This is a genomic window from Streptomyces sp. NPDC026673, assembly GCF_040638135.1.
Classification (GTDB): domain Bacteria; phylum Actinomycetota; class Actinomycetes; order Streptomycetales; family Streptomycetaceae; genus Actinacidiphila.
The window spans coordinates 151246-171655 of the sequence record NZ_JBEZXR010000005.1 but is presented as its reverse complement, the minus strand read 5'-3'; the positions used below and the strand labels follow the sequence as shown (position 1 = coordinate 171655).

The window sequence follows — 20410 nt, the reverse complement described above, 5'->3', positions numbered from 1 at the left end:
GTGGCACTGACCGTTGGCGAACTCGCCGCGACGATCACCGTCGACGACTCCGGCGTCCGCGACGGCGTCAACAACTCCGAACGCCTCATGCGGGCGGGCGGTAACCGCATCGTCGATACCAGCCAGCAGGCCGGGCAGGACGCCGGGCAGGCCCTCGGCGACGGCCTGGCCGACGGCGGCGCCGAGGGTGGCGCCGGAGCAGCCGACGCCATCAAGGGCGCGTTGAAGTCCCTCGCCGCGGCCACGATCGGCGCGAGCATCGGGGCGGCCCTCGGCGCCGCCATGGGGCAGGCGATCGAGCAGGAGAAGATAGGCGACCGGCTCGGCGCCCAGCTCGGAGCGACGCCGGAGCAGGCGAAGCGGTACGGGCAGATAGCCGGGCAGCTCTACGCGAACGCCGTCACCGAAGACGTCCAGGGCGCGGCCGACGCGATCAAGGCCGTGATGGGTGCGGGCCTGCTCCCGCCGGACGCGACGAACGCGCAGATCGAGCAGCTTTCGACGAAGGTCTCCGACCTCGCCGGGACGTTCGATCAGGACTTGGGCGGCGTGACGAACGCCGTGTCTCAGATGCTCCGTACGGGCCTGGCCAAGAACGCGGACGAGGCGTTCGACATCCTGACCGCCGGGTTCCAGTCGTCCGCGAACAAGGCGGATGATCTTGTCGATACCTTCAACGAATACGGGACGCAGTTCCGGAAGGCGGGCATCGACGGGGCGACCGCGGTCGGCCTGATGAACCAGGCCATCCAGGCCGGCGCCCGGGACTCCGACATCGCGGCCGACGCGATCAAGGAATTCAGCATCCGGGCCGTCGACGGCTCGGCGACGACCGCGCAGGGCTTCCAGGCCCTCGGCCTCAACGCGACCGACATGGCCGCGAAGTTCGGCAAGGGCGGCAAGTCCGCGTCTGCCGCACTGGACACCACCCTCGACCGGCTGCGCGCGATCAAGGACCCCGTGAAACAGAGCGCGGCCGCGACCGCGTTGTTCGGCACACAGGCCGAAGACCTCGGCGCGGCCCTGTTCGCGATGGACCCCAGCAGCGCCGCGAAGGGACTCGGGCAGGTCGGCGGCGCGGCCGACAAGATGGGCAAGAGCCTGCGAGACAACGCCTCGACGCGCATCGAGCAATTCAAGCGCGGCTTGCAACAGGGCATCGTCGACATCATCGGCTCGAAGGTGCTCCCCGCCCTTGAGTCGATGATCAATTTCCTCGGGCAGCACTCGACGGAGATCAAGGCGGCGGCCCTCGTCCTGACGGCCGTCCTGCTCCCGGCGATGATCCGCACCGCCGCGACGTCGGCGGCCTCGGCCGCAACCGTCGTCGCGTCATGGATCGCAATGGGCTTTCAGTCCATGGTCCAGGCCGCCCGCATGGCCGCGGCCTGGCTGATCGCGATGGGCCCCGTCGGCCTGATCATCGCGGCCGTCGTCGCCCTCGTCGCCCTGATCATTGCCAACTGGGACACCATCGTCGAGTGGACCACCAAGGCGTGGGACTGGATCTGGAACAAGATCAAGGCCGTCGGCGACTTCATCCTCAACCTGTGGATGAAGTACAGCCTGCCGGGCATCATCATCAGCCATTGGAAGGCCATCCAGGACGGCACGGTCCGCGTGTGGAACGCGGTCGTCAACTGGCTGCGCGGCGTCCCGGGCAAGCTCGTCAACCTGTTCCTTAACTGGACCCTGCCGGGCCTGATCATCAAGCATTGGCAGTCCATCAAGGACGGTTCGATCCGCAAGGCGAACGAACTCGTCAAGTGGGTGCGCGGCCTGCCGGCCATGATCTCCCGCGGCATCGGCTCCCTCGGCTCCCTGCTCTACAGCAAGGGACAGAGCGTCGTCACGGGCCTGTGGTCCGGAATCCGCTCCATGGGCGGATGGCTGAAGTCGACGCTCACCAGTTGGGCCCTGTCCATCATCCCGGGCCCCATCGCGAGGGCCCTCGGCATCCACTCCCCGTCCCGTGTCCTGGCCGATCAGGTCGGCCACTGGATCCCGGCCGGTATCGCCCAGGGCGCCGAGGACAACGCGGGCGTCATCGACCGCACGATGCGCAACCTCGTCGACGTCCCCACGCCCGGCATGACGACGGCCCGCATGAGCGCGGCCAGCGTCGGCGCGGCCGGCTCCAGCGGCTCGGCCGCCGGCCGACTGGTCATCGACGTGACCGGCGCTGACGGCGACTTCAAGCGCATGATCCGCCGCATGGTCCGCATCGACGGCCGCGGCTCCGTCCAACTCGCATTCGGATAAGGAGACCCCGTGTCGTTCCCTGACGACCCGCTCGACGTCGCCGTAGAACTCCAGCTCGACGGCGAGTGGGTCGACGTCACGGCCGACGTGTACGCCCGCGACAGCATCGTCCTCACGTCCGGGAAGCACGACGAGGGTTCCCGCCCGGACGTGGGTACCTGCTCGTTCACGATGAACAACGAGTCGGGCGACTACTCCCGACTCAACCCGCGCGGGAAGTGGTACGGCAAGCTGCGCCGTAACACCCCGCTGCGGCTGACGGTGCCCGGCGGGCCGCCTGCTCTGGCCCTGCCGGGCGCCGTCGGCGCGGTCGCCTCGACCCCGGACGCGTCCGCCCTCGACATCACGGCCGACCTCGACGTCCGCGCAGAGGTCACGGCCGACTGGTACCACCCGACGGCGAACCAAGTCCTCATCGGCAAGTGGAACGCCTCCGGACAGAAGTCGTGGGCCCTCCGCGTCTATCAGGGCGCACTCACGCTCGACGTCTCCGCGGACGGCTCGACGGGCCTGTCCGGCGGTAACGCGACGCTGCCGCATCTGCCGCCCCGCGCCGCGGTCCGTGCCACGTTCCACGCGGGCGGCGGCGACGGCCTGATCCTGGTCCGGTTCTACGCTGCTCCGTCCCTCGACGGGCCGTGGACGCAATTCAGCGTCGACGACGGCCTCACCGTCCCCGGCACGTTCGCCCTCTTCAACAGCACTGCGCCCCTACAGATCGCCTCCGGCGACGCGACGACCAGCCCCGCCCGCGTCCCGTTCGCGGGCCTCGCGCACCGCTTCGAGGTCCGCAACGGCATCGACGGCCCGGTAGTCGCGGCCCCCGACTTCACCACCCTCACGCCCGGGGCGACGTCGTTCACGGACTCCGCCGGCCGCGCGTGGACGATCGGCGGCACGGCCGCGATCCGCTCCGACCGCGACGTCCTGTTCCGGGGCAAGGTCCCGGCGTGGCCGTCCCGGTGGCAGACCGGCCAGGACGTCACCGTTCCGGTGCAGGCATCGGGCACGCTGCGGCAGCTCGGCCAGGGCGCGCCCGCGTTGCAGTCGCCGATGCGCCGCGAGTTCTCCAGCCCGGCCCGGCGCGACATCATCGCGTATTGGCCGATGGAGGACGGCCAGGACGCGACGTCGTTCGCCGCCGCGACCCCGGGCCTCGGTCCCTTGACGGGCCGCGTCGGCGTGACCCCCGCGGCCTCCTCGGACTATGTGGCATCGGCGCCCCTGCCGACCCTCGGCACGGGCACCCTGACCGGCCGCGTCCCCTCGTACCCCTCGACGGGGCAGTTCGCGATGCGCATGTTCCTCGCTCTCCCGACGGACACGCCCGCCGCGACGGTGCCGATCCTGGCCCTCAACGCCACGGGCAGCGCCGTGCGCTGGACCCTGTCGCGGACGACGTCGAACGGGCTCGCCCTGTCGGCCGTCAACGGCGACGGCGACAGCCTGCTCAACAACACCCCGGCGGGCGTCCTGTCGGGAAAGCGGCTGAGTGTCGGCCTCGACCTCGTCCAGTCCGGCAACAACATCAACTGGCGTCTGTACTACCTCGACGTCGACGCGTTCACGTTCGCCGACGGCGGCGAGGTGCAGCAGGTCAGCGGCACGATCAGCGGCCGCACGGTCGGCCGCATCACGGGCGTCACTCTCGGCGGCAGCAACTCGGGAGACACCGCGGTCGGTCACCTGGCCATGGCCACCTCGACGGCCGCCTACGACGCAACCGGCCCGGCCATGGTCGCGTGGGACGGCGAGGGGGCATCCGACCGCATCGCGCGCCTCGCCCGCGAGGAGGACGTCCCGCTCGCCGTAACCGACTACGAGTGGGGAACGTCGACGCTGCTCGGACCGCAACGCATCGCGACGTTCGTCGACCTGGTCCAGGACGCCGCGGACGCCGACCTCGGCATGATCTCCGAGGACACGACCGGCGACGGCCTGGCCTACCGCGCCCGCTCGACGCTGTACAACCAGCGGCCAGCACTCACGCTGAACTACGCCGCAGGCGAAGTCGCCCCGCCCCTCGAACCCCTCGACGACGACGCCGCGATCCTCAACGACGTCACAGTGTCCAGGGACGGCGGCAGCTCCGCACGGGCCGTCGCCGACCAGGGACCCATGACGCCCGACCTGATCGGCACGTACGCCGGTAGCTACACCGTCAACGCGTTCGACGACGACCAGCTCCCGGACATGGCGTCATGGCGGGTGTGGCAGGGCACATACGACGGGGCCCGGTACCCGACGATCCGCGTCGACCTGGCCGACGACCCGCAGCTCATCGAGCAGGCGAAGCGCGTCCGCGTGGGAGACCGGATCATCGTCCGCAACCCCCCGCCGTGGATGCCGCCCGACGCGATTGATCAGATCGTCCAGGGATGGACAGCGACCCTGTCCCCGCGCGGGTGGACCGTCGACTACAACACCACCCCCGCGACGCCGTACACCGTCGGCACGTGGGACGTCGACGCGCTGGACCGCTACGACACCGACGGCAGCCAGCTCGCGGCGCCGGCCGACGCGGACGACACCGTGATCCGCGTCGCCGTGACCGACGGCCTGTTGTGGACGACCGACCTCGCCAACGACCCGCAGTTCGACATCCGGGTCGGCGGCGAGGTGATGACCGTCCAGGCCGTCGGCGAGATCACGAACGCGAACTACGACTTCCGGGACGGCACCGCCGGATGGCAGGCGTTCGGCGGCGCCACCATCGCCCCGTCGACGGCCCGCACCAAGCGGGCCCCGCAATCCATCCTGCTGACCACTACCGGCGCCGCCAGTCCCCGTGTCGAGAGTTCAAAGTCGAACGTCACACCCGGCCAGCAGTACCGCGCGTCAGGGTGGGTGTACGTCGGCGGCTCCCTCGGCTCGACGACGCTCAGCATCTCTGTCAACTGGTACGACGCGAACCGCACCTACCTGACGACGTCGAACTCCTCGAAGACCCCGACCGTGGGCGCGTGGGTGTGGTTCGACGCCGTGTACACCGCGCCCTCGAACTCCGCGACGGGCGGTGTGCTGCTCACCATCGCGAACACGCCCCCGGCTGGTGTCCAGGTGTGGGGCAACTTCATCACGATCATGCCCGTGACGTCGTACAACGCGTCGCCGCAGGCCATGACCGTTGACCGCGCCGTGAACGGCATCAGCAAGCCGCAGGTTGCGAGCGAGGACGTTCGCCTCGCGCAGCCCGCCATCATCTCTCTGTAGGAGGACACCCCCCGTGGCGTTCAACCTCGCCCCGGCCGGCGGCCGGATCCAGTCCGGCAAGACGAACCAGCTCTACATGATCGGCGCCGTCGTATTCATGGCCGTCCGGTCGACCGCACAGACGATCACCACCGCGACCGAGTCGTCCGCGAACGCGATCCAGTGGGACACGATCCAGCTCGACGCCCTCGGCGGCTGGAACGCATCGCAGCCGACGCGATGGACCGCGCCGTTCGCCGGATGGTTCACCCTCGCCGGAGCGACCGCATTCAACGGACCCGCCTCCGGAAGCACTGGCACGCAGCGTGACGCGCTGTGGTTCGCCAACGGCACCAACTTCGCCGGCGGCCGCTCCCGAACGTTCGCCGACGCAGACGCCATCGGCGCCACCGCACTGACCGTCGAGGCCCGGCCATTCCCGAAGCTGCTCGCCGCGGGTGACTACATCGAGTTGGTTGCCGCCCAGACCACGACCGGCACCACGACGTCGATCGCCACCGCGACGGGCACCCTCGCCCCGTACATCTCGATCACCTACTCCGGGCCCGCGTAGCCACCGCGCCGCCCCAACAGCACCCCACCGCACGCCCCGCGCAGACCGCGCCGGGGCGTTTTTTCATGCCCCGAGGAGGCACCCCCGCATGACCGTCAAGGGCATCGACGTCTCGTCCTACCAGACCGCGACGTTCGCCACGGCCGGGCTCGACTTCGTGTTCGTCAAGGCCACCGAAGGCACCAGCTACGTCAACCCGCGCATGACCGCGCAGGCCGCGCACGCTCGCGCCGGCGGGCTCGTCGTGGGCTTCTACCACTTCCTGCGGCCGGGCGACATGAAGCGCCAGGCCGCCTACTTCGTGCAGCAGGCCGCCAGCGTCGAGGGTGACCCCCTGTTCGCCGACTGGGAAGACCCGGGCGTGTCTTGCCACGACAAGGACGTGTTCCTCGCCGAGGTCAAGCGGCTGCGCGGCAACACTCACCGCGTCGGCCTGTACTGCAACCAGTCGTATTGGACGACCCGGGACACCAGCAGCAACGCGGGCGACGCCCTGTGGATCGCCGACTATGTGTCGGCCGGGCACCCGCGGATCAAGGCAGCATGGAAGTTCCACCAGTACACCGACAAGCCGGTAGACACCAACGTCGGCCAGTTCGCCAACCGCGCCGCGCTGCGCGCCTGGGCGAGGAAGGCCCCGGCCACGCCGCCGGCCGCTCCGCACCAGCCGGTGAAGGTGGACCTGTCCAACCTGATCCGCGCGTTCGAGGACTACCCGAAGCACCCCGCGTCGGGATCGGTCAAGGAGGTGCAGCGCGCGCTTCACGCCGAGGGTCTGTACTCCGGCGCCCTCGACGGCGTCGCCGGGCCGAAAACCAAGGCCGCGTACAAGGCGTATCAGCACCGACTCGGCTACTCCGGCAAGGACGCCGACGGCATCCCCGGCAAGACCAGCGCGACCAAGCTCGCCAAGAAGCGCGGGTTCACCCTCGTCGCCTGATCGGCCCCGCTCGACCCCGTCGGGCGCGGCCGACTCCCCGCGCCCGGCGGTCCCCCCACCACCCGCACCATAAAGTGAGGTACCGCCCATGAGCACCGCCACCCGCCGCACCATCCGCACCGTCATACAGGGCGCCGTCGGCCTGGCCGTCGCGCTCCCGGCCATCGTGGACGCCTCCGGTGTCCCCGACTCCCTGCCGGGCGTGGCCGTCGCCCTGGCCGTCGCCGGAGGCCTCGCCCGCGTGATGGCCCTGCCCGCCGTCGAGGCCCTGCTCGACCGCATCGGCCTGGGCCTCGTTGACGGGACTGACGCCAAGTGACCCCGCCCCCCACGCTGCCGCCGGCCGACCCCGTCTCGGTGGCCGTCGCCCTGGCCGACCTCCGCGGCGACCTCGGTACGGGCCTGGCCGAGATCAAGGGCAGCTTGGCCCTGCTCGTACAGCGCGCGGGACAGACCGACCAGGCCCTAGCCGACCAGCGGACCGACCTCGAAGCGGTCGAGGCCCGCCTCGCCGCCCTCGAACGCCGCGTGTGGACCGCATCGGGCGGTGCGGCCGTCATCGGCGCTCTCACCGGGTACGCCGTGCAGTTCCTCGCCTGACAGCCTCAACGCCCCCCGTACGGCCTCACACGGCCGTGCGGGGGGCGCCATTGCCGTCTCCGGGGATCACTCGAATTGGGCAACTGAAGGTCACGACTAGTGACATGTCGTTACCCTGTGGCTAAGATTTTCGCCTAGTTGCAGGTCGAACCCACGGCTGCGCCGGCAGTCATGCGCGAGTGTGTCGCGAGCCGGAAAGAGGTAAACCGCACGGTGGGGAGGGGGGTAACGCTCGTGAATTCGATTGCCACGCTGGATCTGAACACAGCTAAAGGCAGATTTGGTGTCGCCTACGCGAAATCGATATTCAGCCAAGCCGCAGTTGGCTTCAACGAGACGGCGCCAGATGAGGATGCAATCGCTGTAGATGGCAGCCTTGAGTTTGCAGTAGCAGCAGCGCGGATCCAAATCAAATGTAGCTCACAATTCAAAATTCTGGGCAGGGGCGCCACTTGGGACTCGGAACTCCACTGGCGTGACAGCTGGTCGGCCTCGGCGGTTCCAGTCTATTTTGTCCTGGTGATTCTGGACTATAAGGATCCACTGGACTGGATTCAGCATCACGATGCAGGAACGGATCACAGGGCGGCCGCTTTTTGGGTACGCGTAAACGGTGCGGGGGCCCCTACTGACAAGATCGTAGTACCAAAGAAGCAGCGACTTACGGCGGCAACGCTGGAAGTTTGGGAAAGGGAGGTGAAATCATGTTTCACTCCACTGGCACCCTAGGCTCGCGCGGCGCCATAATCCCGACTGTCTCTCAGATTCGCACGTACCTACAAGCGGAGGGATGGGAAAGGCAACCCCCTGGATCCGCGGGAACGATCTGGGTACGCGACGGAGTCATGATCGGCGTCCCTTCTGAAAACGATCCTGGAATTGCTGTCGGAATCGTTGAGAGAATCGCTAGGCAAGAGCGTAGGAGCCCAAAGGATGTGGCTCTGGGCATCCGGTACCACTATATGGATGTAACATATCTGCGTGCGGCAAATGACTATGCGATCACCGACACGATCCCTTTCGAGGCTGCGTCTACAGTGATCGCCTCTGCGCGCAAATTGCTGAGGGCTGTCGGTACCACTGCGTGGAACGAACGTGGCGAGATCGGCGGCAACTATGCCCGCCAAGGGGACGCGGTATTGCGACGCGCCCGAATGGATCATACACAAGAAGGTTCTTTCATCATCCCCATCCTCGTCCCTCTCTCACACACGGAAGAGGTCCGCGAAGAGACTCTCGACACGGCCGATTTGGAGCTATTCAAAGCCGCACCTGAGCCTTTCGAGCGTCGCGTTACGCGCACCTTGGCTCAGTCGCTTATGGCAGTTAAAGAAATCATCGTTGAGCCGGAGTCTTCTCCTAGCGTGGGAGATTTGCACGCTGTGGTGGCGCGTGGGGTCAGCAGGGAGTTTTGCTCTGCGCTGGCCAAGATCCTGACGGAGCCCTCAGTCAGTGAGTTCGAGACCAGTTTCGAGTGGGCCTCCTCTGTCCCTGCCCCAGAGACCATGCCAGATGCAGTCTCCATTGAATCAGATGCTTCCGAAAAGATTGAGAAGGCTGCAGAAAAACTGAAAAAGCATCGCATCGACTCTACCTCGACATTCTCCGGGAATATCGTAGAGTTGAGGCATGTTGGAGATGACCCATTTGGGTTTGCGACAATTTCAACGGTCCGTAGAGGCAGGCGGTCGGAGATTCGAATTCGCCTCCCCTATCAAACTTACCAAGAGGTGCTAATTTGGCACCACGCCCGCCGTGCGGTCATCGTGGAAGGTGAAGTAAATCATGGCGCTGGGAGGAGACTGGTCGTCGAAAATCCAGTCAGTTTCCGGCCCATCGATGAAATTCTGCTTCCAATTTCTTGATGGCGACCCGGCGATGAGTGGCCGAGTGGCTTCTTTGGCGTTATCCATGTTCGCTCTCAGAAGACACCATCCGTTGTCAAGCTCTCCATAGACACCGGAACGCTCAAATGAACGTCCCCTTTACCTGGCCCCGGGGAAGGCCGTTCGAGGCACTTCGGGCACGCCGTGACCTCCGGCTGATCGAGCGCGACGTCCAGTTCCTTCCGACTCAGCCATCCGCCGGCCGCGGCCGGGCAGTCGCCCCGGTGGACGACGCCGCGTCGGGGTCCCTTGCCGTTCGGCGCGAGGACGCTCTCGAGCCTCCAGCCGCGGCCTCCCCGGGCGAACGGATCCTCGTCGCGTGACGGCCTGGCCGTCGCCGCCGGGCGGTCGGCCGCCGTGGCCTGCTCAATCTTCGCGTCCACCGCGGCGAGCTGTAGCTCCAGGTACGTGCGGAGCACGCGGAGGCGTTCCACATCCGGCGGCAGTTCGTTCATATGTTCGACAGTAGGCGCAGCGGCAGCACTGCGGCCAGTGGTCGAGGTGCGCGTCACTCGGACGTGTCGGCGCCCTCGACCTGCTCGGCAACGTACGTCCCCTTGGCGGGCAGCGTGACGACGAGGCCCCGCTCCCGCAGCAACCTCACGGCCCGCCGGGCGGTGAGGTAGGCGACGCCGTAGATGCCCGCGAGGTCTCGCTCACCGGGCAGCATCGCCCCGGGTGCGAGGCGGCCCTCCACGATCTGCGCGGCGATGTCGTCGGCCAGCTGCACATAGACGTACACGGGCCGCGCTGGGTTGATGCTGCCGCTCCGGTCCTCGTCCATGGGTTGAGCCTGCGGCAGTGCACATCGCTGCGCAGAAGTAAGTAGCTCTGTATGGCTGTGTATAGCAGTGTGCAGCGGTACCGTGAACACACAGCACCCCCGGGGCCGCGGCACGGCACCCGGGGGCACAGCCGACCGCGAAGGGGTCGACATGGCAGAGCGTAGAACAGGGGCCGGAGCAGCCATAGGGGAACGACCAAGGCGCGGCCGGGTGCCGCTGCTCCTGGCGGTCGCCGAGGGCGACGTACAGGCCGCATACCGGCGGTACCTCGATCACGCACAGGCGTGCGGGGCGTGCGCGGCCGACGACTGCCGAGCGGGCGCCGGCCTGCTCCGCATTTGGCGCGAGGCGCGGGCGGGTGGTCGGCCGTGACTCTGATCGACGCCGAGCCGACTCGCGGCACCGGCCGCTGTGGCCGGTGCCAGCACCACACGAACGACGGAATCATTCACATGATCGAGACCGGGTCCGGGCCGGGCGGCCGCGTGCTCGTGTGCGCGAACGTTGAGCTGTGCCGCCAACGGGCCCGCCGCAGGCCGTAGCGGGCCCTCACAGACGACAGGACCCCCGCCGGTTGCCGATCCGGCGGGGGCCCTGTTCGTCGCAGCCGTGAGGCCGACAGGGGTTGCGCTTCAGTGGCCGGTCATCATGAACAGCGATACCGGAATCGCCACTACCCCGCAGAGGGCCAAGAACCCACCGATGAAGCGAAGGCGATTCTCGGGCACCGCGCGCGCCTTGGCCTGTTGCTCCGGGTTCTGTTCCAGACCTTGCACGACCAACCGGCGAATGCCGGCGGCTCCCTTCTTCGAGGCGAAGATGCCTCCCAGGACGATCACCCCCAAACCCCAAATCAGGAGGAAGGGCCCCGGGTTGGCCTCAGACTGACCTGCGAGAAGCAACATGAGGAAATCCTGTGGCGCCAGGGTGAACGGGTCAACGCTGGCGCCTACGGAGCACCTCGGGGCGAGCCACCTGTTTTACACGTCCTGTCCAGAAAGAGCACACCTTTGTGGGAGAGGGAGACGGCGCCAGGGCGCGGCAGTCCGTTGCCGCCGCCCACCAGGGACTGCATCGTCGCCGAATGGTGCGGCGCGCAGTACGGCGGCTGGTCCACCATGTGCCGGCCCGGCGGCAGGATCCCGGCGACCGAGTGCACGGCGGTGACCTCCACCGCCTCCTGCCGGGTCAGCGGCGGCAGCAGTCCGGGCAGCCGCTCCGCCAGCATCGTCTTGCCCGCGCCGGGCGGGCCCTTGAGGTAGAGGTGGTGGCCTCCCGCGGCCGCGACCTCCAGGGCGGTCCTGGCGGTGCCCTGCCCCGCGACGTCGGCCAGGTCCGGGATGCCGGTGTCGACGAGCCCCGTGCCGTGGCCGGCGCCGGGCAGGGTGAGCCCGGCCAGTATCGGATCGGGCCGCCCGTCGGCGGGCTCCTCCGCCTCCTCGGGGGCGAGCTCGTCGTTGAGCAAGGCGATCAGCTGCCGCAGGCTGCGGACGCCGAGCACCGAGACCCCCGGCACGAGCGAGGCCTCGGCGACCGTGCGCTCGGGCACCACGACATGGCTGTATCCGGCATCGGCGGCGGCCAGGACGGCGGGCAGCACCCCGCGCACCGGGCGGACCCGGCCGTCGAGGCCGAGCTCGCCGATCATCATCAGGTCGGCGATGTCGCGCGGCGCGATGCGGTCGTTCGCGGCGAGGACGGCGCACGCGACCGCCAAGTCGAACCCGCTGCCGCCCTTGGGGACGGAGGCCGGGCTGAGGCCGACCGTGAGCTTCTTCTGCGGCCAGCTCTCGCCGCTGTTGACGATGGCGGCGCGCACCCGGTCGCGGCTTTCGCTGAGGCTCTTGTCCGGCAGCCCGACCAGCGTGAACGCGGCCACACCCGGCTCCAGATCCGCCTGGACCTCGACGACGACGCCCTCCACGCCGAGCAGCGCCACGGAACACGTACGGGCGAATCCCATCACGCCACCCCCCGCACGTGCTCGACGCGCGCGGCGCCCCGAGCCGGCAGCAGCACACCGACCACGTCGATCCGCACGCCGCCCGGTGGCGGCCCGCCGTGGTCGGCGAGCCAGCATTCCGCCAGCCGCCGCAGCCGCTCGGTCTTGCGCGCGGTGACGGCGGCCATCGGGTGCTCACCGCCGCCCGCGGCGCGCGACTTCACCTCGCACACGACGAGCGCGTCCCCGTCCGCCGCGACGATGTCGATCTCCCCGTGGCGTTCGCGGTGCGGGCACCGCCAGTTCCGCTCCAGCACGGTCATCCCAGCCTCGGTCAGTGACCGTGCCGCCAGTTCCTCGCCGTAGCGTCCAAAAGCTGCTCGGGCGTTCATCCGTACCACCTCCGTCACTCACTGTGACGGAGGTGACGCCCGAGAGATGATCTTGATCGGGGCCTGTGGACAACCAGCGGGCCCCGGTGGACTCAGCCGTTGAAGCCGGAGTCGTCCGATGGCAGATCGAGGTCGGCCTTGTTCAGCTCCTCGATGTTCACGTCCTTGAATGTCAGCACTCGTACCTGCTTCACGAAGCGCGCCGGCCGGTACATGTCCCACACCCACGCATCGGCCATGGAGACCTCGAAGAACACCTCACCCTGGACCGAGTGCACCTGCATCTCGTAGTCGTTGGTGAGATAGAACCGACGCTCCGTTTCGATCACGTACTTGAACAGGCCGACGACATCCCGGTACTCCCGGTAGAGCTTCAGCTCCATCTCGGTCTCGTACTTCTCGAGGTCCTCGGCGCTCATGGCATGTTCCCCTTCAGCCGTACGTCCCCCCATTGTGCGTCAGTCACGCTCTGTCCCCAGGCGAATCGGAGACAATGGGGGACCTTCGTCGAGCAGTGTGCGCAGCAACTCGGCAAGCCTGGTCGGGTACACCGTCTCATGCGAGCCGAGCAGTTCCTCGCAGGTCCACCATCGCAGCCCGTCGACGCTGCGCTGCTCCAGTTCCGTGAGACCGCCCGTATGGACCCGGGTGTCCTCGGTGCGGGCCAGGTAGTACCACTCGTCCTGCTCCCAGCGCCTGCCGTCGAAGTCGAAGGCGCACGTACGCTCCCACAGCACCGGGCCGAGCAGCGCGGAGGTGATCCCGGTCTCCTCCTCCAGCTCGCGCCGCGCCGCGTCGTCCAGGCTCTCGCCCTCCTCGACCCCGCCGCCCGGTGTGAACCACCAGGTCACGGACGGGTCGTCCGGCTCGTACCCGTGCAGTAGCAGGATCCGGTCACAGGGGTCGAGCAGGACGACCCGCGCCGCGCGCCGTCGCATCGCTATCGCGCCGCCCTCCGCCGTCGCGCCCGCTCCGCGACCGGCCCGTACGCCGCACCGGCGAAGATCAGCACCACGCCGGCCGCGATCGACACGCCCACCGCGCGGATCGGCCCCGTGCCGGAGGGGCCGCCGCCCGGCAGGGCGGCGAAGGCCCGGGGGCGGTCGACCATGCCCACACGGCCGAGCGGCCACACCTTGGCGTCGACCCGCGCGGACACCGCGCTGCGCGGCACGGAACCGTGGTCGGCGTCGCCGAGGCGGAAGCGGGAGTCCTCGGACGTCGCCCGGTTGTCGCCCATCATGAACAGGTTGCCCCGGGGTACGGTCGCCAAGAAGGGGGTCGGCGAGGCCGGGCCCTCGGTGTCGAGCCGGTAGGGCTCGTCGATCGGCTCGCCGTTGACCGTGAGCCGTCCCTGCCGGTCGCAGCAGGCCACCTTGTCACCGCCGACCGCCACGACCCGCTTGACCATGGGGACGTCGCCCCAGAGCGGATCGGTGAAGACCACGATGTCCCCGCGGCGCACCTCGGAGCCGTCGATCCGCTGGGCCAGGATCTTGTCACCCGCGTCCACGGTCGGGGTCATGGACCCCGTGGGGACGGTGTACGGCCGGTACAGCAGCGCGCCCCAGACGAAACCGCCGAGGAAGAGCACGCAACCGAGGGCGACGGCCAGACCGGAGACTATCCGTCCGGTCCGTCCGCCGCCCTGCGCGTCCGCTCGCCCCGTCGCCGTGCGCGTGCCCGTGCGTGTGCTGGTGCTCATGCGTCCGCACCCTACCCGGCGGTACGGACCGGGGGCAGCCCTCTCATCCGGCGCGGTTGACCAGACGGCGCCGCCGCCACAGCGCCAGCGGTACGGCACCGGCCATCGCGCCCGCGGCCGGGAGGCCGGCGGCCGCGGCGTTGATGCCCGGCTGGTCGAAGGTGCCGGGGATCGGGAGGGTGGCCCAGTTGCCGATCGGCCAGGCCACGACGATCGCGCGGCCGACGACCTCGTCCACGGAGACCGTGCCGTTGCCCGGCAGGTTCTGGTGGTAGCGGGAGTCCAGGGAGTCCTGCCGGTGGTCGCCCATCACCCAGATGCGGCCCTCGGGGACCTTGATCGGGCCGAACGGACGGTCGCCGCAGGGGGTGTTCCCCGGGTAGATGTAGGGCTCGTCCAGGGCCTTCCCGTTCACCTTGACCGGGCCGGTGCCCTTGCACTCCACGGTGTCGCCGCCGACCGCGATGACCCGCTTGATCAGGTCCTTCTCCTCCGCGGACGGCATCAGGCCGACGAAGCTGAGGCCCTTCTGGATCGTCGTCGTCACCGGGTTGGTGCTCGCCGGGATGGTCTCGCCGAGCCAGCCGCCCGGGTCGTGGAAGACCACGACCTCGCCGCGCTCGGGCTCGGAGCCGAACCAGGGCGTGAGCTTGTCCACCAGGACCCGGTCGCCCACCCGGAGCGTGTTCTCCATCGAGGCCGAGGGGATGGAGAACGCCTGCAGGAGGAAGGTCTTGATCAGCCAGGCCAGCACGAGCGCGATGACGATCAGCAGCGGCAGTTCCTTCCAGAAGGAACGCTGCGCCTTCTTCGCGCCGCCGTCTCGGTCCTTCGTGTCACTCGCCTCTTCGGAGGTCTCCGCGCCCGCGTCCGGGCCTTTCTTTCCGGCCGGGGCCTCGCCATTGCCGGCCGTGCCCGCCGTGGGGTCCCGATCTTCCGGCTCTCCGCGTCCGGACCTTGCGCCGACCACCAGGTCCCCCACATCCACTCCTCACTCCGCGCTGCCGCCCGCGCCATATGCGGTGCAGGCCCACCACTCCCATAACGAGCGGGAGTTCCGCAGGAGTCGGGAGCGGGGTCATTCCTTGCCGATTGTTGGATGTTGCCACTCCGGGGCCCGCCCCGGCGGCAGACGCGCCCGAACCGCCCGCCGCGGCGACGCCGGCATACGTCGCCGGTTCCTTCAGTCCCGCCCAGTGCCCCAAGGGCCACGCCACGGCGAAAGCCCTTCCCACCACCAGGTTCTCCGGCACGGTGCCGTTGCCCGCGTCCTTGAGATGGAAGCGGGAATCCGCGGAGTTGGACCGGTGGTCGCCCATCACGAAGAGCCGGTTCGGCGGAACCTTGACCGTGAATTTAATTTCCGAGGGCGGATTGCCCGGATGGATATAGGGCTCGTTCAGCGGGGTCCCGTTGACGGTGACCCTGCCCTGGCTGTCGCAGCACTTCACCGTGTCGCCGCCCACCGCGACGACCCGCTTGATCAGGTCCTGCTCGTCCGCGGACGGCAGCAGTCCGATGAAGGTGAAGAACTCCTTGACCTGCTTGACGACCACCGGGTCCTCGCCCGACTGGGCCTGCTCGCCCTCCAGCCAGTTGCCGGGGTCCTTGAACACCACCACGTCACCGCGCTGCGGACGGGAGCCGAACCACGGCGTGAGCTTGTCGACGACCACACGGTCGCCGATCCGGATCGTCTGCTCCATCGAGCCCGACGGGATCACAAAAGCCTGCAGCAAGAAGGTCTTGAGCACCAGCGCGATCAACAGGGCGACCCCTATGAGCAGGGGTATCTCCTTGGCCGCGGAACGCCGCCGCCTGCGCTTGACCTTCCGCGCCAGCTTGCGCCGGTCGGCCCGGCCGCCGCCTCTGCGCGGACCCGCCTGGTCGCCCAGATACTCGGCCCTGCTCGGCTGACCGGGACGCTCCCGCCCGCGGCTACCCATGGGCGCCTTCCAGCGACCGGCGGCGGCCGAACGGCCATATGGTCGCCTCGGCCCTGCCGATCACCTTGTCGACCGGGACGGTGCCACCACCGGGGTCACCGAGATGATCACGGGAATCCCGGCTGTCGGCACGGTGGTCACCCATCACCCACAGCCTCCCCTTCGGAACCTCGATGTCGAACGCTACCCGGGACGGCGTGTCTCCGGGATAAAGATAATCCTCATCCAGCGGGCTCCCGTTGACGGTGATCCTGCCCCGTCCGTCACAGCAGGTCACCCGGTCCCCACCGACACCGATGACGCGCTTGACGTAGTCGGTCCCGCCGGAGCCCTGCACGAACGATCCCTCGCCGTCGAACACCACGACGTCGCCCCTGGCGGGTGTACTGCCGAAACGGTACGCCAGTTTGTTGACCAGTACGCGGTCCCCGGCCCGCAGGGTGTTCTCCATCGACCCGCTGGGAATCTCGAAGGGCTGCGCCACGAAGAGGTTGACCATCACGATCACGGCGGCGCCCGCCACGGCAAGCAGGGCATACCGCTGTGTACGTACGCCGAAGCGCGACCGCTCATCCCGCCGTTCGGCGGCATCGGCGCGGTCGCGCTCCGGAAGGTGTACCTCTGTGTCCATCGAGCGCAGAGCCTATAGGGCTCCGCTTGTGCCCGGCGGGCTCAGCGCTCGCGCTTCTCCTTGATCTTCGCGGCCTTGCCGCGCAGCTCACGGAGGTAGTACAGCTTGGCCCGACGCACGTCACCGCGGGTCACGAGCTCGATCTTCTCGAAGATCGGGCTGTGCACCGGGAAGGTGCGCTCGACGCCGACGCTGAAGGAGACCTTGCGCACCGTGAAGGTCTCACGGACGCCGGAACCCTGGCGACGGATGACAACGCCCTTGAACTGCTGGATACGGGAGCGGTTGCCCTCGATCACGCGGACGTGGACGTTGACGGTGTCACCCGGGCGGAAGGCCGGGACGTCGCTGCGCAGCGACGCGGCGTCGACGGTGTCGAGCAGGTGAGACATGTTCGTCTGCTTTCTTCGCCCATGCCACAGGTCATCGGCGGATTGTGGTGGTGATACGAATGCCGGCCCGTCGGACGGTCGTCATGTCCCCCTGTGGCAGGGGCGCACGCCGGACGCACAGCAGCAGCCGCCTATTCTTCCACGGACTCCGGGACTCGCCCAAATCGGCCGTCCTCGCCCTGCACCCAGCCGAGGGCCGCGAGCATCGCGCGGTCCTTCTTGTCCAGGGCGGCCGGGTCGCAGCGCTCGATGAGGTCGGGGCGGTTCTCCGTCGTACGGCGGAAGGCCTCGTCGCGGCGCCAGCGGGCGACCTTGCCGTGGTGGCCGCTGAGCAGCACGTCCGGCACCCCGCGGTCGCGCCACACCGGGGGCTTGGTGTAGACGGGGCCCTCCAGCAGGTCGGCCATGGCGCCGGGGGCGAAGGAGTCGTCGCGGTGCGACTCGGCGTTGCCCAGCACGCCGGGCAGCAGCCGGGCCACGGCCTCGACCATCACCAGGACCGGGGCCTCGCCGCCGGCCAGGACGTAGTCGCCGATGGAGACCTCGCGGACGTCCAGCCGCTCGCCGTACTCCTCGATGACCCGCCGGTCGATGCCCTCGTACCGGGCCGGGGTGAAGACCAGCCAGGGCTTCGCCGACAGCTCGACCGCGAGCTCCTGGGTGAAGGGGCGGCCGCTCGGGGTGGGGACCACGAGCACGGGTTCGCCCTCGCCCGACTCCAGGACCGCGTCCAGGGCCTCGCCCCACGGATCGGGCTTCATGACCATGCCCGGTCCACCGCCGTACGGGGTGTCGTCGACGGTGTTGTGCCGGTCGTGGGTCCACTCGCGCAGGTCGTGGACGCGGACGTCCAGCTGCCCGCGCGCCCGGGCCTTGCCGACCAGCGAGACGTTCAGCGGCTCCAGGTACTCGGGGAAGATCGTGACGACGTCGATGCGCATGGTCCTACTGCTCCGCCTCGGCCTCGTCGAGCAGGCCCGGCGGCGGGGCGATGACGGCCCGCTGCCGCTCCAGGTCGATCTCGGGGACGATCTCGGTGACGAAGGGCACCATGACCTCGCCGCCGTCCGGCCGCTCCACCACGAGCAGGTCGTGGAACGGCAGGTGGGAGATCTCCTTGATCCGGCCGATCTCGGTGCCGTCGACGGTGACCACGTCGAGGTCGATCAGCTGGTGGTCGTAGAACTCCTCGGGGTCCTCCGGCGTCTCGTCCGGGTCGACCTCGGCGATCAGCAGGGTGTTGCGCAGGGCCTCGGCGCCGGTGCGGTCCTTGACGCCCGCGAAGCGCAGCATCAGCCGGCCGCTGTGCACCCGGCCGGTCTCGACGGTGAGCGGGCCGGCCGAGGCCGGGTCCGTGGCGAGCACGGCGCCCGGGGCGAGCCGCAGTTCCGGCTCGTCGGTGCGCACCTCCACCGAGACCTCGCCCTTGATGCCATGGGCGCGGCCGATGCGTCCCACTACCAGCTGCACTTGTTCGCGCTCCTGTGCTCACGTGTCGGATAAGGCCACGGGCCGGGGGCGGCCCAAGTGCCACCCCCGGCCCGTGCCGGTGCTGCGTACCTCAGCGGACGTTGTCCACGTCGACGAGGTCGACGCGCACACCCCGTCCGCCGATCGCGCCCACGACAGTGCGCAGGGCGCGGGCGGTGCGGCCGTTGCGGCCGATCACCTTGCCGAGGTCGTCGGGGTGCACCCGGACCTCGAGGACCTTCCCGCGGCGCAGGGTGCGCGCGGCGACCTGCACCTCGTCGGGATTGTCGACGATGCCCTTGACCAGGTGCTCGAGGGCCTCCTCGAGCACGATCAGGCCTCGGTCGACTCGGCCGCCTCGGCGGCCTCGTCCTTCTTGTCGGACTTCTTGGCCTTCTGGGTGATGGCCTCACCCTTGGGCTCGTCACCAGCGTCCTTGGCGGCGGCCTCGAAGAGGGCGCGCTTGTCGGCCTTGGGCTCGGCGACCAGGAGCGGGGCCGGAGCCGGCTCGCCCTTGAACTTCTGCCAGTCGCCGGTCTTCTTCAGGATGGCGAGCACGGGCTCGGTCGGCTGCGCGCCGACACCCAGCCAGTACGCGACGCGATCGGCGTTGACCTCGATGCGCGACGGGTTCTGGACCGGGTGGTACAGACCGATCTCCTCGATGGCCCGGCCGTCACGGCGGGTACGGGAGTCGGCGACGACGATGCGGTAGTGAGGCGAACGGATCTTGCCCAGACGCTTCAGCTTGATCTTGACTGCCACGGGAGTGGGTTCTCCTGGTGTTGACGTGGTTGGGCAGAACAGACAGCCACGTGGGGTTGTGGAGCCGGTTTGCCCGACGGACGCGTCAGCCGAAGGAGAGAGGGGTCCTGCACGGCTGCCGAGTGCTCAGCTGACCATTCTGCCATACGGCGGGCATGCCACCGCACGCCGGTGACCCCACCGGCGCTGCCCCCGTACGGCGCCGCCCCCGTGCCGCGGCGGGCGCTCACGCGACCGCCGCGGCCTCCGGAATCCGGAACGGTGTACCGCACGCCCCGCAGACGATCGGCGCCTGCGCGAGCACGGACGGGACGACGCGGACGTTGCGTCCGCAGTCGCAGACCGCCTTCACCCGTACGCCTCCGCCCGAGGACCCGTGCCGGGCGGCGGGCCCGCGGAAACTGCGGGCGGTGTCGGCGGCGGTCGCCGCGGTGTGCGCTCTGAGCGCGCGCTGCAGCCGGTCGATCGTCGACCGGTAGCGCTTCTTGGTGTCCGGGCGCATCTGGACCAGGGAGAAGCCGCTGCTGGGGTGCGGCTCCTCGGAGTGGTCCAGGCCGAGCTCGTCGGCGATGGCCAGGAATCGACGGTTGTGGTAGCGGCCCGCCCGAGAGGTGTCCCGGACGCCGCGCGCGGCGGCGACTCCGTGGACGGCCTCGTGCAGCAGGCGCTCGAAGGAGAGCTCCGTGCCGCACGCGGACGAGGACTCTCCGATCAGGGACTCGGGGGCGGCCAGATCGGGCAGTTCGGGATGGTGCCGTTGAATGTCGGCCCATGCGACTGCCAGCTCGGCGGCGAGGACTGGTGGTGTCGTGCTCACGTCGTGACAACGAGCCGGGGGCGCCCTGTGTTCCGATACCGGGCCATCCCAAATATTTTGCACGTACTAGTCAGTTCCGGATGATGCGTACGGCTGAGGGCGGGTGCGGAG

24 protein-coding genes and 1 pseudogene are annotated in these 20410 nt (G+C 69.1%); 8 read left to right on the top strand and 17 right to left on the bottom strand.

From position 1 onward, the window contains the following. From AB0F62_RS06375 to AB0F62_RS06340, 8 genes are all read left to right on the top strand, one after another. Window positions 1-2262, top strand: a complete 2262-nt coding sequence (locus AB0F62_RS06375; protein WP_361792760.1) for a phage tail tape measure protein — start codon at window positions 1-3, stop codon at window positions 2260-2262. Between the two features lie 9 nt (window positions 2263-2271). Beyond that, window positions 2272-5475 carry a carbohydrate binding domain-containing protein gene (locus AB0F62_RS06370; protein ID WP_361792758.1) on the top strand — a complete coding sequence of 1068 codons (3204 nt, stop codon included), beginning with the start codon at window positions 2272-2274 and terminating at the stop codon, window positions 5473-5475. A 13-nt stretch (window positions 5476-5488) separates the two neighbouring features. Further along, window positions 5489-6028 (top strand): hypothetical protein, encoded by a 540-nt coding sequence (locus AB0F62_RS06365; protein WP_361792756.1) that lies wholly within the window; start codon window positions 5489-5491, stop codon window positions 6026-6028. An 88-nt stretch (window positions 6029-6116) separates the two neighbouring features. Further along, complete coding sequence (locus tag AB0F62_RS06360) at window positions 6117-6968, top strand: GH25 family lysozyme (protein ID WP_361792754.1); 852 nt, start codon at window positions 6117-6119, stop codon at window positions 6966-6968. Window positions 6969-7056: 88 nt separating this feature from the next. After that, window positions 7057-7287, top strand: a complete 231-nt coding sequence (locus tag AB0F62_RS06355) for a hypothetical protein (protein WP_361792752.1) — start codon at window positions 7057-7059, stop codon at window positions 7285-7287. Next, complete coding sequence (locus AB0F62_RS06350; RefSeq protein WP_361792750.1) at window positions 7284-7568, top strand: hypothetical protein; 285 nt, start codon at window positions 7284-7286, stop codon at window positions 7566-7568. The genes AB0F62_RS06355 and AB0F62_RS06350 overlap by 4 nt, the downstream gene beginning before the upstream one ends. Before the next feature lie 234 nt (window positions 7569-7802). Continuing rightward, window positions 7803-8297, top strand: a complete 495-nt coding sequence (locus AB0F62_RS06345) for a DUF4365 domain-containing protein (protein WP_361792748.1) — start codon at window positions 7803-7805, stop codon at window positions 8295-8297. A gap of 206 nt (window positions 8298-8503) precedes the next feature. Next, window positions 8504-9433, top strand: coding sequence for a hypothetical protein (locus tag AB0F62_RS06340; protein ID WP_361792746.1), 930 nt, complete (start codon window positions 8504-8506; stop codon window positions 9431-9433). A gap of 56 nt (window positions 9434-9489) precedes the next feature. Here the strand turns inward: AB0F62_RS06340 and AB0F62_RS06335 are convergent, their stop codons facing one another. The 17 genes and pseudogenes from AB0F62_RS06335 to AB0F62_RS06255 all read right to left on the bottom strand — a co-directional run bounded on the left by AB0F62_RS06335 (window position 9490) and on the right by AB0F62_RS06255 (window position 20299). Continuing rightward, a complete protein-coding gene (locus AB0F62_RS06335; RefSeq protein ID WP_361792744.1) occupies window positions 9490-9909 on the bottom strand; it encodes a hypothetical protein in 420 nt (139 codons plus the stop codon). 53 nt (window positions 9910-9962) lie between these two features. Beyond that, entirely contained in the window at window positions 9963-10238 is a 276-nt protein-coding gene (locus AB0F62_RS06330) for a winged helix-turn-helix domain-containing protein (RefSeq protein ID WP_361792742.1), read from the bottom strand. A gap of 633 nt (window positions 10239-10871) precedes the next feature. Next, window positions 10872-11144, bottom strand: coding sequence for a hypothetical protein (locus tag AB0F62_RS06325; RefSeq protein WP_361792740.1), 273 nt, complete (start codon window positions 11142-11144; stop codon window positions 10872-10874). 86 nt (window positions 11145-11230) lie between these two features. After that, window positions 11231-12202, bottom strand: a pseudogene (locus AB0F62_RS06320) (ATP-binding protein); the annotation flags it as partial. Beyond that, entirely contained in the window at window positions 12202-12573 is a 372-nt protein-coding gene (locus AB0F62_RS06315) for a YraN family protein (RefSeq protein WP_361792738.1), read from the bottom strand. The pseudogene AB0F62_RS06320 and the gene AB0F62_RS06315, both read right to left, overlap by 1 nt. Before the next feature lie 92 nt (window positions 12574-12665). Then, complete coding sequence (locus tag AB0F62_RS06310) at window positions 12666-12992, bottom strand: DUF2469 domain-containing protein (RefSeq protein ID WP_018562949.1); 327 nt, start codon at window positions 12990-12992, stop codon at window positions 12666-12668. 39 nt (window positions 12993-13031) lie between these two features. After that, window positions 13032-13511, bottom strand: coding sequence for an NUDIX hydrolase (locus AB0F62_RS06305; RefSeq protein WP_361792736.1), 480 nt, complete (start codon window positions 13509-13511; stop codon window positions 13032-13034). Window positions 13512-13513: 2 nt separating this feature from the next. Further along, window positions 13514-14278, bottom strand: coding sequence for a signal peptidase I (gene lepB / locus AB0F62_RS06300; RefSeq protein WP_361792734.1), 765 nt, complete (start codon window positions 14276-14278; stop codon window positions 13514-13516). A 43-nt stretch (window positions 14279-14321) separates the two neighbouring features. Then, complete coding sequence (gene lepB, locus AB0F62_RS06295) at window positions 14322-15032, bottom strand: signal peptidase I (protein ID WP_361792732.1); 711 nt, start codon at window positions 15030-15032, stop codon at window positions 14322-14324. An 82-nt stretch (window positions 15033-15114) separates the two neighbouring features. Beyond that, on the bottom strand, window positions 15115-16224 hold the full coding sequence (lepB, locus tag AB0F62_RS06290) for a signal peptidase I (protein ID WP_361792730.1): 1110 nt from the start codon (window positions 16222-16224) through the stop codon (window positions 15115-15117). Next, window positions 16217-16855, bottom strand: coding sequence for a signal peptidase I (gene lepB / locus AB0F62_RS06285; RefSeq protein ID WP_361792728.1), 639 nt, complete (start codon window positions 16853-16855; stop codon window positions 16217-16219). Before lepB (AB0F62_RS06285) ends, lepB (AB0F62_RS06290) begins: the two co-directional genes overlap by 8 nt. Before the next feature lie 41 nt (window positions 16856-16896). Then, window positions 16897-17247, bottom strand: a complete 351-nt coding sequence (gene rplS / locus AB0F62_RS06280) for a 50S ribosomal protein L19 (protein WP_018562955.1) — start codon at window positions 17245-17247, stop codon at window positions 16897-16899. Window positions 17248-17378: 131 nt separating this feature from the next. Next, window positions 17379-18188: a tRNA (guanosine(37)-N1)-methyltransferase TrmD gene (gene trmD / locus AB0F62_RS06275; protein WP_361792726.1), complete on the bottom strand. Its 810-nt coding sequence runs from the start codon at window positions 18186-18188 to the stop codon at window positions 17379-17381. Window positions 18189-18192: 4 nt separating this feature from the next. Further along, the gene (gene rimM / locus AB0F62_RS06270) at window positions 18193-18717 is read right to left on the bottom strand and encodes a ribosome maturation factor RimM (RefSeq protein ID WP_361792724.1); all 525 of its coding nucleotides are present in this window, start codon (window positions 18715-18717) and stop codon (window positions 18193-18195) included. A gap of 91 nt (window positions 18718-18808) precedes the next feature. Next, complete coding sequence (locus tag AB0F62_RS06265) at window positions 18809-19048, bottom strand: RNA-binding protein (RefSeq protein ID WP_018562958.1); 240 nt, start codon at window positions 19046-19048, stop codon at window positions 18809-18811. Window positions 19049-19050: 2 nt separating this feature from the next. Continuing rightward, window positions 19051-19482, bottom strand: coding sequence for a 30S ribosomal protein S16 (rpsP, locus tag AB0F62_RS06260; protein WP_018562959.1), 432 nt, complete (start codon window positions 19480-19482; stop codon window positions 19051-19053). A gap of 226 nt (window positions 19483-19708) precedes the next feature. Next, entirely contained in the window at window positions 19709-20299 is a 591-nt protein-coding gene (locus AB0F62_RS06255; protein WP_361792721.1) for a hypothetical protein, read from the bottom strand. Window positions 20300-20410 lie beyond the last annotated feature (111 nt).

What these genes read in the sequence shown, in the direction of transcription:
- AB0F62_RS06305 (WP_361792736.1), bottom strand. Translation starts at nt 13,511, where the DNA reads ATGCGACGGCGCGCGGCGCGGGTCGTCCTGCTCGACCCCTGTGACCGG.
- AB0F62_RS06360 (WP_361792754.1), top strand. Translation starts at nt 6,117, where the DNA reads ATGACCGTCAAGGGCATCGACGTCTCGTCCTACCAGACCGCGACGTTC.
- AB0F62_RS06325 (WP_361792740.1), bottom strand. Translation starts at nt 11,144, where the DNA reads ATGTTGCTTCTCGCAGGTCAGTCTGAGGCCAACCCGGGGCCCTTCCTC.
- lepB (WP_361792728.1), bottom strand. Translation starts at nt 16,855, where the DNA reads ATGGACACAGAGGTACACCTTCCGGAGCGCGACCGCGCCGATGCCGCC.
- lepB (WP_361792734.1), bottom strand. Translation starts at nt 14,278, where the DNA reads ATGAGCACCAGCACACGCACGGGCACGCGCACGGCGACGGGGCGAGCG.
- rplS (WP_018562955.1), bottom strand. Translation starts at nt 17,247, where the DNA reads ATGTCTCACCTGCTCGACACCGTCGACGCCGCGTCGCTGCGCAGCGAC.
- AB0F62_RS06330 (WP_361792742.1), bottom strand. Translation starts at nt 10,238, where the DNA reads ATGGACGAGGACCGGAGCGGCAGCATCAACCCAGCGCGGCCCGTGTAC.
- trmD (WP_361792726.1), bottom strand. Translation starts at nt 18,188, where the DNA reads ATGCGCATCGACGTCGTCACGATCTTCCCCGAGTACCTGGAGCCGCTG.
- AB0F62_RS06335 (WP_361792744.1), bottom strand. Translation starts at nt 9,909, where the DNA reads ATGAACGAACTGCCGCCGGATGTGGAACGCCTCCGCGTGCTCCGCACG.
- AB0F62_RS06355 (WP_361792752.1), top strand. Translation starts at nt 7,057, where the DNA reads ATGAGCACCGCCACCCGCCGCACCATCCGCACCGTCATACAGGGCGCC.
- lepB (WP_361792730.1), bottom strand. Translation starts at nt 16,224, where the DNA reads ATGGGTAGCCGCGGGCGGGAGCGTCCCGGTCAGCCGAGCAGGGCCGAG.
- AB0F62_RS06315 (WP_361792738.1), bottom strand. Translation starts at nt 12,573, where the DNA reads ATGAACGCCCGAGCAGCTTTTGGACGCTACGGCGAGGAACTGGCGGCA.
- AB0F62_RS06310 (WP_018562949.1), bottom strand. Translation starts at nt 12,992, where the DNA reads ATGAGCGCCGAGGACCTCGAGAAGTACGAGACCGAGATGGAGCTGAAG.